Raw genomic sequence first — 13,779 nt, 5'->3', positions numbered from 1 at the left:
TTTAGTTATGAATTTAGATGATAAGAAAAAAATGATAAGATTTATGTTTCCAGTAAGCATAATTTTGTTATTTTGTATAATGCTATTGTCCAGTACTTTTGGAACAGCAAATATAGCTTTTACTGAAACCTTAAGTGTAATTTTAAGTAAAATACCATTTTTAAATAATTTTATTTCAATATCTGAAATACCTAAAAATCATATACTAATAATATCAAAAATTAGACTTCCTAGAATATTTCTTTCAGCCCTTATTGGTATGGGACTTTCCATAGTTGGTGCTTCTTTTCAAGCAATATTTAAAAATCCAATGGCAGATCCTTATATTCTTGGTATATCCTCTGGTGCAGCTCTTGGAGCTGCCCTTGGATTTGTATTTAAATTGGAAAGCTCCTTTTTAGGATCAGCTTCAATTACAATAACAGCATTTATAGGCTCAATTTTAACTACTGTAGTTGTATATACCATTGCCAAAGTAAGAAACAAAATACCTACTAATACCCTTCTTCTAGCCGGTATATCTGTAAGCTTTCTTTTATCCTCTCTTATTTCTGTTATTATGGTATTTAACAGAAATGAAGTTGAAAAAATTGTTTTTTGGACAATGGGAAGCGTTTCTGCTGCAAACTATAATGAAATCATTTTGCTGCTATGTTTTTTGTGTGTTGGCATTCTTATAATAATAGCTCTTTCAAAAGATTTGAATATAATACTCACAGGCGATGATACTGCTAAAAGCTTAGGTGTAGAAGTTGATAAAGTAAAAAAAGTAATATTAGTTGTTTCTTCTATGATTGTTGCTGCTTGTGTATCTGTAAGTGGAATAATAGGTTTTGTTGGCCTTATTATACCTCATGTAGTGAGAATACTTTTGGGACCAGACAATAAAATTCTACTTCCCTTTTCATTGGTTTTTGGAGCTGCCTTTATGGTGATTTCGGATACTTTAGCAAGAACAATAGCAGCTCCAGCTGAAATACCTGTAGGTGCCATAACTGCTTTATTTGGAGCTCCTTATTTTATATATCTTTTAATTAAATCAAAAAAGAAGGTGATGTAATGGAAGCCATAGACTTTCCTGAAGTTAAAGTTCATAATTTAAGCTGCAGTTTTGAAAGCAATGAAGTGCTTCATAATATTAACATAAATTTTGAAAAAAATAAATTTTATAGTATTTTAGGACCAAATGGCTCTGGAAAAACAACATTGTTGAAAAAGCTTGGAAAAACTTTAGAATCTGAGAAAAAAACCATTTTTATAGAAAATAAGGACGTTATAGACTTTAAAAATAAAGCTCTAGCCAAAAAGCTTGCTGTAGTACCTCAAAATACTATTTTAGATTTTGATTTTTCTGCTTTAGATATTGTACTTATGGGAAGATCTCCACATATTTCTAGATTTCAACAAGAATCAAAGGAAGACTATGATATTGTTGAAAATGCAATGAAAATAACCAATACTTGGCACTTTCGTGATAAATATATAAATCAGTTGAGTGGAGGAGAACAGCAAAGAGTTGTTATTGCAAGAGCTCTAGCACAGGATACTGATATTATACTATTAGATGAGCCTATATCTCATCTGGATATACACCATCAAATTGAAATCCTAGATACTATTAAATCTTTAAGCAAAAAAGTAACCATTATAGCTGTACTTCATGATTTAAATCTAGCAGCACAATATAGTGACTATTTAATTTTAGTAAATAAGGGTTCAATTGCTTTTCAAGGAACTCCAGAAGAAGTGCTTATAGAAGAAAATATTAAAAAAGTTTACGATATAAACATGTGTATGATAAAAAACCCTGTAACAGGTAAACCATACATAATTCCTATTGGCAGTGTATAAATTTTTTTAGAAAAATCAAAAACCCTATAAGAATTAATTCTTATAGGGTGTATAGTACAATTTTATACTACTTTCTGAATCCTCTTTGTTGTTTTCTTGCTCTTCTACAATCAGGACATCTTTGTGGTTCATTTTCGAATCCTTTTTCTTTGTAGAATTCTTGTTCTCCTTCAGTGAATATGAAGTCTTTTCCGCAATCTTTACAAACTATTGTCTTATCTGCCATTTCAACATCTCTCCTTTTAATTTTAATATTAAGATTTAAAAACTGATCTAAACTATGTTCCTTAAAAGAGGAAATGTTGTTAACCGTATTAAATCTTGTTTTTGTAATTGTCTTAATCGACACTACTTATTTAATATACCACACTAATTAATAATTATCAATGGTAAAAAATAAATTATTCACATTTACTATTTTCTAATAGCAAACTAAACTCCTGTAATCCATATATAATTTTATCTACCTTTTCTGCATCCATATTTTTTACTGCATCAGATATTATATGTGAAATAAATTCTTTCTTCATGCTCTCTATATCATTATTGTTTTTAAAGTTTTCATCAATAGATAATTTCACAGTTCTACGGTTATCTTTAGGTATTTCTCTAACTACTACGCCTTGCTTTGATAAGCGATCTACAATACCTGAAACTGTGCTTTTAGTAAGCATTAAATGATTACTTAATTCATGAAGAGTTATACCTGGCATTTTGTATAAATGTACTATAACCGCAAGCTGTGGTGCTGTAAATCCATATTTCTTTGCACATTCATTAAACTTACATCTAAGTGTTTTTTGAACGCTCCTAATTATTTCAATTATTTTATCAGACTGTTCTGATGCTAATTCATTATTCGGACATGACAGCTCCTCCTTTTGCATCATTACGTTCACCTTCCTTATCTTGTTTTTTACTTGAATCCTTACTTCTCATAAGTAAAGTTAAAGTTATTGCTGCTAATACCGCAAAAGCAGTTACAGCAACAGCATATCCCATAGCATCTAAGGTCGCCTGACCCTGCAGCATTTTACTTAAATAAGCTACTGCAGAAACTTTCGCTGCTCCTTGTGATAAACCTGCATGCATATATGATTTTGTAAGTGTGCTTATGGTACTAATAGCTGTTTGATTATAATTATTTACTTGCTCAGCTAATTTTAGATAGTTATAATTTGTTTTGCTCTGTATTAAGGTTGACATTATAGTTATACTAAGAGCACTTGCCACCTGCCTTATGGTATTATTAAGTGCCGATGCTCTTCCCACTAATTTTGTTGGTATCACATTCATTCCTGCTGTACTAATGGGCATCATTGCAAGCCCCATTCCTACTGATCTTAAGCAAGTAATGAGTATTATATGTTCCCTGCTTGAATTCATATTTATTGCAGTTGAAAGCTCAATAGAACTTATTGCCAATATTACAAGTCCAGGTATAACAATTGGTTTTGCTCCAAATTTGTCAAACAAATTACCACTTATGGGCATCAAAATACCAACTACAATGGCTGATGGGAACATAATTATACCCGTTTCCATAGCTGTATATCCCCTTATATTTTGAAGGAATAATGGTAATACATACATTCCTCCCATCATTGCCAGAGATAAAACACTAGTTATAATTAAGCTTAGACTAAAATCAAATAATTTAAACACTCTCAAGTCCAATAAAGGATCTGGATGAGTAAGCTCATTTACTACAAATAATACTAAACTTAAACACCCCAAAGTCATGAGAATAGGATTATGAATTTGAGTCCAGTCAATTGAAGAACCTTCTCCAAAAACATACAATACACTTACCAAACCAATGGTAGAAGATAAAAATCCTACTATGTCAAAGGGTTTAAATTTTTGCATTTTTGTTCCTTTTAATAGGATACCTGCGAGTACTACTCCTATTATTCCTATAGGAACATTAACATTAAAAATAAGTCTCCAATCTAACTTTTCAATAATATATCCACCTAAGGTTGGTCCTATTGCAGGTGCTGCCATTGCTGCTATTCCCCAAACGCCTAAGGCTAAACCTATTTTTTTTCTAGGAAATATCTCATATATTATGCTCATTCCTATTGGCATTATCATACCGCCACCAATAGCTTGAATTACACGGAATGCTATCATGGATGCACTGTTCCATGCAAATCCACAGAGCAGCGATCCAAAGGTAAACATTGTAAGAGCAAACATATATACCCTTTTAGATCCGAATATATCTTGTACATATCCTGTAAGTGGTATAATTGCTCCAAGCGCCAATGAATACGCTGTAAGTATCCATTTTGCATCATCCATGGGCATTCCAAAAACAGTCATCATCTTAGGAAGAGCAATATTAACTATAGTACTATCCAGTATTGACATAAATGTACCAATTACAACTACGCCTAATGATAACCAACTATTTAATGATACCTTATCCTTCTCTTCCATTATACCTCACCTCGTTATTTAATGTGAATCTTAACAACAGCATTAGTTCCTGGAAGTATTTTGGCATTAAACTTATTGAGTTCAATTTTTACAGGTATTCTCTGAACTACTTTTGTAAATGTACCACTAGTTGATGTTGGCAATATGGATAATGCAGAATTTGCTGCTTCTCCTACAGATTTAATTTTTCCGGTAAATTTTTGTGATGAAAACTGATCTATTGTAATATCAACATTTTGACCTACTCTTACTTTTCCAAGCTTTGTTTCCTCTACATCTGCTGTTACATAAAGTTTATTTGGATCTATTAATGTATATAAAGTCTGACCTTGTGACCAAATTTCTCCTATGGTTCCTTGTTTTTTTACTACTATTCCAGAAATAGGCGCTCTAACTAAAGCTTGTTCTACATTTGAATCTGCAATATTATTCATATCTTGACGAGCTAATATTTGATTTTTTGAAACTGAGTCTCCTTCTTCAACATTTAACTCCAACAATTTTCCTTGAATTTGTGGAGTTACACTTACCAAATCTGCACTAACTCTAGCATCATCAGTAGAAACAAAGTAAGTATTTTGATACCAATAATAAGCTCCTACACTCCCTATGGCAATAACAATCACTGCTAATATTATAAAAATTAATTTTTTACGCTTTTCCATACTAATATCACCCCTTGCTTATTTCTTCAATCCAACTTCTGCAAACATACCAGGCTTTAATAGTGAATTAGGATCTACTACACTTACTTTAACCAAAATATTTCTGCTTTCAGAACTTAGCTTTGAGTTTATAACCGTTATTTTTCCTTGAAATTCTTTATCTGGTATTTCTGATACCTTAATCATTACATCCTGTCCTTCTTTTAATCCATTTACAATTTCAACAGGCGCATATGCATTTACACATAAAGCTCCAGAATTGGATATGGAAACAAGAGTTGTTCCTGGGGATGCTGTTTCTCCTACATTTATATTTTTAGCATTTACTGTTCCTGATATAGGTGCTGTAATTGTAGCATTGTTTAAGGAAGTTTGTGCTATTTTTAGTCCTGCTTCAGCTTCATTTACCTGAGCTTTAAAAACATCTATACTTGAACTTGTAGGTCCATTCTTTAACAACTCCAATTGTGCCTGTGCACTTTTATATTGTCCTTCTGCACTGGCAAGCTGCTGCTTTGCTAAATCAAGCTGCTGCTGAGCTTCTGATCCTGAACTAACTAAAGCTTGTATTCTATCATAAGTTTTCTTAGCAGTTTCATAACCTTGAGCTGCACCATCCACAATAGCTTGTTCTTGTTCTATTTGTTCAGGACGTGACCCACTTGAAGCATTTGCTAAATTTGCTCTAGCAGTATTAACCGTTGCTTGTGCTTTATCAACTTGAGCTTGTAAATCCTGAGCATCCAGCTTAATAATAACGTCTCCTTGATTTACTTTCGAACCTACGTCTACTGATATTTGAGTAACTTTTGCTGAAATTTTTGAAGTTATATTTGCTTCGTCATTTGCTTGAATTTTCCCAGCCATTATAAATTGATTACTAGATGATTGCTGAATTGTTTTTGTATTTTGTATACTTTTGCTTGTGTTTGTGCCGCTAGACCCGCATCCACTTAACACTACTGCCAAAACCAAACAAAGTAAAGTAATCTTTTTCATTTTAACACTCCTTGCACGAATTATTCTTATATATACTGTTCGTCTGCTAACATTATATATCAATTGATTTATATTTTCAATAATCAACACTTCCATTTATTCAATTATTTGTATGATGTAAACGTAATATTTTTTTAATTTCATTTATTAAACTAAAAAAGCTATGAAATACAAGATTACTATCTTAATTTCACAGCTTAAAAAAATGCGAAGCATTTTTTAGAGGACAATTGACAGAGGACAGATGACATTGAAGGTGAGTTTTCCTCCTTACGTCAGAAAACTAATTTATTTTTAAGCTTATTTTGCTAATGCAAAACAAACTTCGAATTTATATAAGTCAGCAATGTTTCGCTTTAGCGAAACGAGCCATCAAAAACTTAATTAAAGATTTTTCACAGCGCAGCTGAGAAAAATCATCCTTCACTGTCCTCTGTCAATTGTCCTCTGTCCTCTGAAAAAGTTGTGTCGCATTATGTTTATATTACCTGAAAATTGTATATGCGAAAGTTCAGTTTATTATCTTTAAATACTTCCTTCTTCTAAGAGTTTTAAAAATTCATTTACTATAACTGGATCAAACTGAGTTCCTGAACAACGTTTTAATTCTTCAACAGCATGTTCAATATTAGAAGCATCCTTATATACTCTTTTATGTGTCATTACATCAAAAGAATCAACTATGTTAATTATTCTCGATAAAATTGGTATTGATTCTCCTTTAAGACCTTGAGGATATCCTGTTCCATCAAACTTTTCATGATGACAAAGTATTTCATTTGCAACATGAGATAAACCTGGTGTAGCTTTAGCTATTCTATATCCTATTTCAGTGTGCCTCTTCATTATTTCCCATTCTTCATTTGTTAACTTCCCTGGTTTCATTAATATATTATCAGGTATTCCCATCTTTCCTATATCATGCAGCAAACTTAATAGTTCTAATTCTTCCAGCTCATCTTTTGACAAATTAACTTTTTTACCTAATTTCATACTAAGCTCTTTAACTCTTTGAGTATGCTCTTCTGTTTCACTATTTTTTTCATACAAAGTTCTTTCCAAGGACATTATAGTTGCATTTCTAGAACTCTTACTTTCAGTAAGCTTACTTCTATACATTCTTTCTTCAGCTAAATTCATTACTGCCTCAGTACTTTGAGCCTCATCTTTTTTTGCACTTCCTAGAGCTATGCTTATCTTAAAACCAAATTCAGTAATTTTTTCACATTCTTTTTTAATACTTTCAATTAAATTTGATACATGTATATCTTCCTTGTTTATAACAAGTATTATAAACTCATCTCCACCCCATCTAGCAATAATATCATCCTGCGAACATATACTTTTCAATATATCTCCTATTTTACAAATTAATCTGTCACCTATTTTATGTCCGAAAGTATCATTTGTAAGCTTTAATCCATTCAAATCTCCCATTATTATAGAATACTTTGTACCATCCTCATTGTCTAGCTTGAAAAACTTTTTTTCCATATATACTCTGTTTTTTAAGCCCGTCAATTTATCAGAATAGCTTAAAGCCAAAATTTCATCATTAGCATAATCTAATTTGGATAGCATTTTGTTAGTTGAATTAGCAATATTGGTTATTTCATCATTACCAGAAATACTTAACCGTGCCTTTGTATCTTTTGTTTTTGATACAGTGTCAATAAAATCATTAACAAGTTTAAGACGCTTCAATATAACTTTATTAAAAACACTGACAAATGTAAATATAACCAAAATCAATACTACTAAAAAAATACCAACATAAAGTTTAAAATAAAATTTACCCAAATTGTACTCATTACGCAGCATAGATATGGAAACAGTTATGGATTCGTTTTGATTTATATCCCTTATCTGCCTGTAAGCCATAATAGAATCACTTTTTCTCATTACATTGTTTTCTTTGTCTGTATATGTATTTTCTATAAATCTAACTTTACATTCCATTATTGAATTTATGTAATTTAACAAGGAATCATCCACATATCTTCCAATTATTAAGCCTCCATCACTAGATACCTTTTCACCACTTGTTGTAACAGGTGCATAACTTATAATAAATAGCTTTCCGTTAACCATTAAAACACCAGAGTGTTTATCACTATCATTCTTAAAAACTATTTCCTGAGTAAACTTATTTTTTTTATTAAATATATCATCTATTAATATACGTTCTGTTCTATCTTCTAGACTTTCCGTTTTACTAAAAACTAAGCTTCCTTTTTTATCTACAAAAAACATAAAATTCAAATTTAGTTGACTTAATGTATTATCTTGAATATTGTTTTTTATGTAGAGTTCCTTATTTTTCCCTAATAAAAAATTGTAAGTATCATCCCATACAGCCCAATCAAGACATGTTCTTTGCATATCTATTTGTTCCCTATCAAGTATAGCTGTCACTGCTCTAAAATTATTATTTAAATTTTGAGTCTCAACTCTATTAATGTATCTAAAAATGATGAATCTAAATGCGATAGAGGTAAAAATTATAATAAATAAAAAATTTATGAAATAAATTAGTAAAGTTTTGACCTTAACACTCATCAATTTCATCTGCTACTCAAAATATGGTCAAATGTATCCATATTGAGATTGTTACTGTTTCAACGTACTCTGCCTTGCCGAAGCTACTACAGTTTGCTTAGCACTCCACAGTCGTTAATTCCCCAAATAGCCTTGGGTACATATATAAGCGCTTTCTTAATTAAGCTATCTTATATTTCTTAGCATTGGCTAAATTTATTGAAGCATTTAAATCTCTGTTCATACTTAATCCACAAGAGCATTTATAAACTCTATCTGCTAATTTTAAATCTTTCTTATATGCTCCACATGAGCTGCACATTTTACTACTTGGATAAAATCTATCAGCTATTCTTATTTCAATGCCATTTTGTTTAGCTTTTGAAATAAGTTTAATTCTAAACTCATAGAATTTTTGCTGTGCAACTGCCTTTGCCAGATGTTTATTCTTCATCATTCCTTTTACATTTAAATCTTCAATGGTTATAAAGCTTGGTTTTTGCTTTACCAACTCATTTACTGTTTTATTTATATAATCTGTTCTAATATTTGTAAGTCTTTGATGAAGTTTTTGTACCTTGACTATTTGTTTTTGGATATTTTGACGAGTAGCTTCTCCTTTCTCGTTTTTATTTCTTAATTTTAAACTTTCATATTTTCTTGAAAGCTTTCTTTGCTCACGTTTTAGTTTCTTTTCTTCTTTTTTAACTCTTTTAGTTTTGTTAATATTCTTTTTAGTTAAGCCATTATTACAGATTACAAAATTCTTTAGTCCAAGGTCTACACCTATTCCTTCTGAATAAGTTTTTTTGTCTACTTTAATATCCTCTTCAACTAAAATTGAAACAAAATATCTATTTGATTTTTGACTTACTGTACCACTTTTAACTACAGAGTTAACTGGAATATATCCAAATTCTTTTAATTTAATCCAACCTAAAGTTGGCACTTTAACTCTATGTCTTTCAATGGTCCAATCTGTTTTATTATTCTTTGGAAAGTAAGCTTTAACATCTTGGTCCTTCTTTTTCTTAAATTTAGGAAATCCTGTTTCTCCTTTGAAGAACCTCTTGAATGCTTTTTCTCCATTCATAATAGCTTGTTTGGTTGCTTTAGAAGATACCTCTTTAATCCATAATTTATTTTCATTATTAGGGATATATTCATTATTGAGCCATTTAGAAAAATCCATACCACTAATAAATTTTTTCTCTTTTTCATAAACTTCTTTATTATGAGCAATATAAAAATTATATGTAAACCTACTTACACCAATAGTTTGATGAATTTTAGTTATCTGTTCTTCCGTTGGTTTAATTTCTATTTTGTATGCTTTTTTCAACTTCTTCATCTTCCTTTATCTTTTTCTTGTATTTTCTTAAACCATAAATTCTACAACTAAAAATATGAAGTATAGAAATTATATCTTGAACCAATTCTTCTGGCGGTGATAGACTTTCATTATTTACTACTATTATTTTTAAATTAAATTTCTCTAAAACTCTTTCAAACCATTCAAATCCAAAACGTATAAATCTATCTTTATGGGTTACTATTATATTGCTTATGTCAGAAGTCATACACTGGTCTATAAGTTTATTCCATTTCTTGCGATTATAATTTAAACCACTTCCATAATCCTCTATAATTTCATCTACAATAATTCCTTTTACACTCACATATTGTTTAAGAAACTCAACTTAATTTTTTAAATCATCTTTTTCATTAGAAGTTGAAACCCTTGTATATATAATTGTTCTTTTTGAAGAAGATTTTATCCCTTTAAATTCTTTATATTGCTCATAAGTGTAATATCTTCTATTCGTTGGTGTCCTGAATGCTTTTAATGTTCCTTCATTATCCCATCTTTGTAATGTTCTAACTGATACATTTATTAACTCTGCAAATTCATTCGGTTTATAATTATTGTTCTTCAAATGTACTCACTCTTTTTACACAAAAGTGAATTTTAAACATTTTTTTACAATTTACTCATCATTAAATTAACCTTCGTTTTGATTTCAGTATATTCTACAGCATAAACCATGTCAAACTTTAAAAATAATACGAAGTATTATTTTTAGAGGACAATTGACAGAGGACAGAGGACATTAAAGGATGATTTTTCTCCGCTGCACTACGAAAAATCTTTAATTTATAAATCTAAATTTCACATTTTTTTAAAACTGAATAAATTTATATGAATAAGTCTAATATTTTAGATGAATTAATAAATTTAGGAGGTTAAAGATTGAAAGAAAACTTAACTTATAAAAAAGCCTTTGTTTTTGCAAAAGAATTTGTTAACTTATATAAATATTTAGTTGAAGAAAAAAAGGAATATATTATTTCAAAACAGATTCTTAGATCAGGAATAAGTATAGGAGCAAACGTAAAAGAAGGGCTAGAAGGTCAAAGTAGGAGAGATTTTTTAAATAAGATGAATATAGCTCTTAAAGAAGCATCTGAAACAGAGTATTGGTTAGAACTTTTAATTGCGACTAAATATATTGATGCTAACGCATCAGAGAAATTGATTACTAAATGTAAAGAACTAAATAAAATCTTAAATTCTATTGTTAAAACCACAAGGAAAAATTTAAAAATCATATAGGATTAATAATTGACACAGCCTAACGGCTTGCGACAAAGTCGCCTAATTATGAAAAATAATTAAAGGTTTTCCGTAGTGTAACGGAGGAAAAGCAACCATCACTGTCCTCTGAAAAGGTCGTGTCGCATCATGCTTAAATTGTAAATTATATCTGAGTTTACATGCTTTATAAAAAAAACGCATTAAAGCTGTGATATTATCTCTTCACAACCCTAATACGTTTTTTATATTAATAGTTATATTCTCAAACATTAATTATTAAATTATATTAAGCTTCTGTTCCTGCTTCTTCATCGCTATCTTCCACAGGTTTATCTTGCATTTTAGTTATAGTTGCATATATTTCATTTTCTTTATCATGTATCTTTAGTTGCTTGTCCAAATTTAAGTCTTTTAAAGTAATAGAGTCTCCTGCATTTTTTCCTGATACATTTATATGTATCACTTCTGGTATTAAATCTATCTTTCCTAAAACATCAACTTCTGGTTTTTGAATTTGAAGTTGTAATTGATTTTTGGCTAAAGCTTCTTCTCCATTAAATGTAATTGGAACTTGTACTTTTACTTCATGATCTTTAGATACAAGTTGTACATCTAAGTGTATAATCTTATTTGAAACTGGATGTCTTTGAATTTCTTTTATAAATCCAAATTTCTTATCATCTCCACGCTTAATCCACAACTTTACGTTTGAACCATGTTTAGCAAGAATTTTCATCAATGGCATCTTTTCAAATTTTACTGGTTCTGATTTAGCAACACAGTCACCATAAATTACTGCTGGTATAAATCCCTCTTCTCTAAATTTTTTAGTCTCTTTTGTTCTTTTCTCTGCATTTAAAATAATTTGTTCCAAAATAAATCACTCCTCTGGCCTATATTAAGCCATCCTTAATTTTATCCAATCGCTAGCATCCGTAGGAGTTTTTGAGCTCCTCTTTCTTATTGAAAGAGTAAGTGGTTCGCACTAAATTAAAACGTGTTCTCTACTTATGCGGTAACGTTAGTGATTTAAACATTCAATTTTATTATAACACTGTTGTCCAGAGGGTGACCTATATTTCACTTATATTTTACATAATAAAAAATGCAAAGCAACCTTTTTTGAGAGGACAATTGACAGAGGACAGAAGACAATGAAGGTGAGTTTTCTTCCTTACGTCAGAAAACTAATTTATTTTTAAAGATTGTTTTGCTAAAGCAAAATAATCTTTAGAGTTATATTAGTCAGCAATGTTTCGCTTTAGCGAAACAAATCATCAAAAAACTTAATTAAAGATTTTTCGTAGCAAAGCGGAGAAAAATCATCCTTCACTGTCCTCTCAAAATATAACTAATCCAGTAATCACAAATTTATTCTGTAATTACTTTATGAATTAGTATTGGTTTTTCTGCATGACTAGCAATTGAGATATTTTCATAAATTTTAGCTTTTACATTCTCTACATCTTCACAATTTGAATAAATAGTCAAAAGAGCTTCTCCCTTTTCTACTTTATCACCAACTTTTTTATGAAGCATCAAACCTACAGCTAAATCTATTGTATCCTCTTTTGTAGCTCTACCTGCGCCTAAAAGCATTGCTGCTATACCTATTTCATCAGCTACAATATTAGATACAAAACCACTTTCTTTAGCAGGAACGTCAATTTTATATTTTGCTTGTGGTAACTTTTCTGGGTTATCCACCACTGATGAATCTCCACCTTGATTTTTAAGGAATAGTTTAAATTTATCTAATGCCTTACCATTTTTTATTACTTCAATAAGTTTTTTTCTTGCTTCTTCTAAAGTATTTGCTTTTTTAGCTAAAACAACCATTTGACTTCCAAGAGTTAACACAAGTTCTGTCAAATCTTCTGGTCCTTCTCCCTTTAGAGTATCAATAGCTTCCTTTACTTCAAGTGCATTACCAATAGCAAAGCCTAGCGGTTGTGACATATCAGAAATTATAGCCATAGTATTTCTACCTACGCTATTACCTATTTTAACCATTGCATGTGCTAAATTTTCTGCATCCTTATCTGTTTTCATAAAAGCACCTGCACCTGTTTTAACATCTAGTACTATTGCATCTGCTCCTGCTGCAATTTTCTTACTCATAATTGAACTAGCAATTAGAGGAATTGAGTTAACAGTTCCAGTTACATCACGAAGTGCATACAACTTTTTATCTGCTGGAGTTAAATTACCTGTTTGACCAATAACAGCAACTTTATCACGGTTAACTAGTTGAATAAATTGATCTTTTGTAATCTCCACATGGAAGCCTTTAATTGATTCTAATTTATCAATAGTTCCTCCCGTATGTCCAAGCCCACGTCCAGACATTTTGGCAACTGGTACTCCTAATGCAGCAACAAGAGGAGCTAATACAAGCGTTGTTGTATCACCCACACCCCCAGTTGAGTGTTTATCCACTTTTATACCCTCAATGGCTGATAAATCAATAGTTTCTCCTGAATTAACCATTGCCATAGTCAAATCTGATCTTTCACGATCGTTCATATCCCGAAAATAAATAGCCATTGCTAAAGAACTTGCTTGGTAATCAGGAATTGTTCCTTTAGTATAACCCTCTACAAAAAAGTTGATTTCTTCTGTTGACAATTCTTCTCCATCACGCTTTTTTGAAATTATATCTACCATTCTCATTTTAGTTACCCT

12 protein-coding genes and 1 pseudogene are annotated in these 13,779 nt (G+C 30.5%); 3 read left to right on the top strand and 10 right to left on the bottom strand.

What is annotated here, in order from left to right; genetic code table 11:
- The first annotated feature begins 7 nt into the window (after positions 1 to 7).
- Both Ccar_RS22490 and Ccar_RS22485 read left to right on the top strand, forming a co-directional pair.
- The gene (locus tag Ccar_RS22490) at positions 8 to 1,060 is read left to right on the top strand and encodes a FecCD family ABC transporter permease (protein WP_007063123.1); all 1,053 of its coding nucleotides are present in this window, start codon (positions 8 to 10) and stop codon (positions 1,058 to 1,060) included.
- Positions 1,060 to 1,851 (top strand): ABC transporter ATP-binding protein, encoded by a 792-nt coding sequence (locus tag Ccar_RS22485; RefSeq protein WP_007064544.1) that lies wholly within the window; start codon positions 1,060 to 1,062, stop codon positions 1,849 to 1,851. Before Ccar_RS22490 ends, Ccar_RS22485 begins: the two co-directional genes overlap by 1 nt.
- A 67-nt stretch (positions 1,852 to 1,918) precedes the next feature.
- Here the strand turns inward: Ccar_RS22485 and Ccar_RS22480 are convergent, their stop codons facing one another.
- The 8 genes and pseudogenes from Ccar_RS22480 to Ccar_RS26530 all read right to left on the bottom strand — a co-directional run bounded on the left by Ccar_RS22480 (position 1,919) and on the right by Ccar_RS26530 (position 10,435).
- Complete coding sequence (locus Ccar_RS22480) at positions 1,919 to 2,077, bottom strand: zinc-ribbon domain-containing protein (protein ID WP_007063126.1); 159 nt, start codon at positions 2,075 to 2,077, stop codon at positions 1,919 to 1,921.
- A gap of 175 nt (positions 2,078 to 2,252) precedes the next feature.
- Positions 2,253 to 2,741 (bottom strand): MarR family winged helix-turn-helix transcriptional regulator, encoded by a 489-nt coding sequence (locus Ccar_RS22475; protein WP_007063127.1) that lies wholly within the window; start codon positions 2,739 to 2,741, stop codon positions 2,253 to 2,255.
- A complete protein-coding gene (locus Ccar_RS22470) occupies positions 2,707 to 4,296 on the bottom strand; it encodes a DHA2 family efflux MFS transporter permease subunit (RefSeq protein WP_007063128.1) in 1,590 nt (529 codons plus the stop codon). Before Ccar_RS22470 ends, Ccar_RS22475 begins: the two co-directional genes overlap by 35 nt.
- Positions 4,297 to 4,310: 14 nt before the next feature.
- Complete coding sequence (locus tag Ccar_RS22465) at positions 4,311 to 4,961, bottom strand: HlyD family secretion protein (protein WP_007063129.1); 651 nt, start codon at positions 4,959 to 4,961, stop codon at positions 4,311 to 4,313.
- An 18-nt stretch (positions 4,962 to 4,979) separates the two neighbouring features.
- Complete coding sequence (locus Ccar_RS22460; protein ID WP_007064546.1) at positions 4,980 to 5,960, bottom strand: HlyD family secretion protein; 981 nt, start codon at positions 5,958 to 5,960, stop codon at positions 4,980 to 4,982.
- 525 nt (positions 5,961 to 6,485) lie between these two features.
- Positions 6,486 to 8,528: an HD domain-containing phosphohydrolase gene (locus tag Ccar_RS22455; protein WP_007063131.1), complete on the bottom strand. Its 2,043-nt coding sequence runs from the start codon at positions 8,526 to 8,528 to the stop codon at positions 6,486 to 6,488.
- A gap of 151 nt (positions 8,529 to 8,679) precedes the next feature.
- On the bottom strand, positions 8,680 to 9,840 hold the full coding sequence (locus Ccar_RS22450) for an RNA-guided endonuclease InsQ/TnpB family protein (protein WP_007063132.1): 1,161 nt from the start codon (positions 9,838 to 9,840) through the stop codon (positions 8,680 to 8,682).
- Positions 9,812 to 10,435 (bottom strand): annotated as a pseudogene (locus Ccar_RS26530) (IS607 family transposase). The gene Ccar_RS22450 and the pseudogene Ccar_RS26530 overlap by 29 nt, the downstream one beginning before the upstream one ends.
- Before the next feature lie 314 nt (positions 10,436 to 10,749).
- Between Ccar_RS26530 and Ccar_RS22435 the strand changes: the two are divergent.
- A complete protein-coding gene (locus tag Ccar_RS22435; RefSeq protein WP_007063135.1) occupies positions 10,750 to 11,112 on the top strand; it encodes a four helix bundle protein in 363 nt (120 codons plus the stop codon).
- A 268-nt stretch (positions 11,113 to 11,380) separates the two neighbouring features.
- Here Ccar_RS22435 and Ccar_RS22430 read toward each other — a convergent pair whose 3' ends face one another.
- Together Ccar_RS22430 and Ccar_RS22425 are read right to left on the bottom strand one after the other, a co-directional pair.
- The gene (locus tag Ccar_RS22430) at positions 11,381 to 11,968 is read right to left on the bottom strand and encodes a 50S ribosomal protein L25 (protein ID WP_007063136.1); all 588 of its coding nucleotides are present in this window, start codon (positions 11,966 to 11,968) and stop codon (positions 11,381 to 11,383) included.
- Between the two features lie 497 nt (positions 11,969 to 12,465).
- On the bottom strand, positions 12,466 to 13,767 hold the full coding sequence (locus tag Ccar_RS22425; protein ID WP_007063137.1) for a pyrimidine-nucleoside phosphorylase: 1,302 nt from the start codon (positions 13,765 to 13,767) through the stop codon (positions 12,466 to 12,468).
- Positions 13,768 to 13,779: the final 12 nt, after the last annotated feature.

The organism is Clostridium carboxidivorans P7 (assembly GCF_001038625.1).
Lineage (GTDB): Bacteria > Bacillota > Clostridia > Clostridiales > Clostridiaceae > Clostridium_AM > Clostridium_AM carboxidivorans.
Note: the sequence above shows the minus strand (reverse complement) of the source record. Positions and strands in the feature narration are given on the sequence as shown.

Excerpts from the sequence above, each read along its gene's own strand:
- Ccar_RS22490 (WP_007063123.1), top strand. The coding sequence starts at position 8 with ATGAATTTAGATGATAAGAAAAAAATGATAAGATTTATGTTTCCAGTA.
- Ccar_RS22485 (WP_007064544.1), top strand. The coding sequence starts at position 1,060 with ATGGAAGCCATAGACTTTCCTGAAGTTAAAGTTCATAATTTAAGCTGC.
- Ccar_RS22480 (WP_007063126.1), bottom strand. The coding sequence starts at position 2,077 with ATGGCAGATAAGACAATAGTTTGTAAAGATTGCGGAAAAGACTTCATA.
- Ccar_RS22475 (WP_007063127.1), bottom strand. The coding sequence starts at position 2,741 with ATGATGCAAAAGGAGGAGCTGTCATGTCCGAATAATGAATTAGCATCA.
- Ccar_RS22470 (WP_007063128.1), bottom strand. The coding sequence starts at position 4,296 with ATGGAAGAGAAGGATAAGGTATCATTAAATAGTTGGTTATCATTAGGC.
- Ccar_RS22465 (WP_007063129.1), bottom strand. The coding sequence starts at position 4,961 with ATGGAAAAGCGTAAAAAATTAATTTTTATAATATTAGCAGTGATTGTT.
- Ccar_RS22460 (WP_007064546.1), bottom strand. The coding sequence starts at position 5,960 with ATGAAAAAGATTACTTTACTTTGTTTGGTTTTGGCAGTAGTGTTAAGT.
- Ccar_RS22455 (WP_007063131.1), bottom strand. The coding sequence starts at position 8,528 with ATGAAATTGATGAGTGTTAAGGTCAAAACTTTACTAATTTATTTCATA.
- Ccar_RS22425 (WP_007063137.1), bottom strand. The coding sequence starts at position 13,767 with ATGAGAATGGTAGATATAATTTCAAAAAAGCGTGATGGAGAAGAATTG.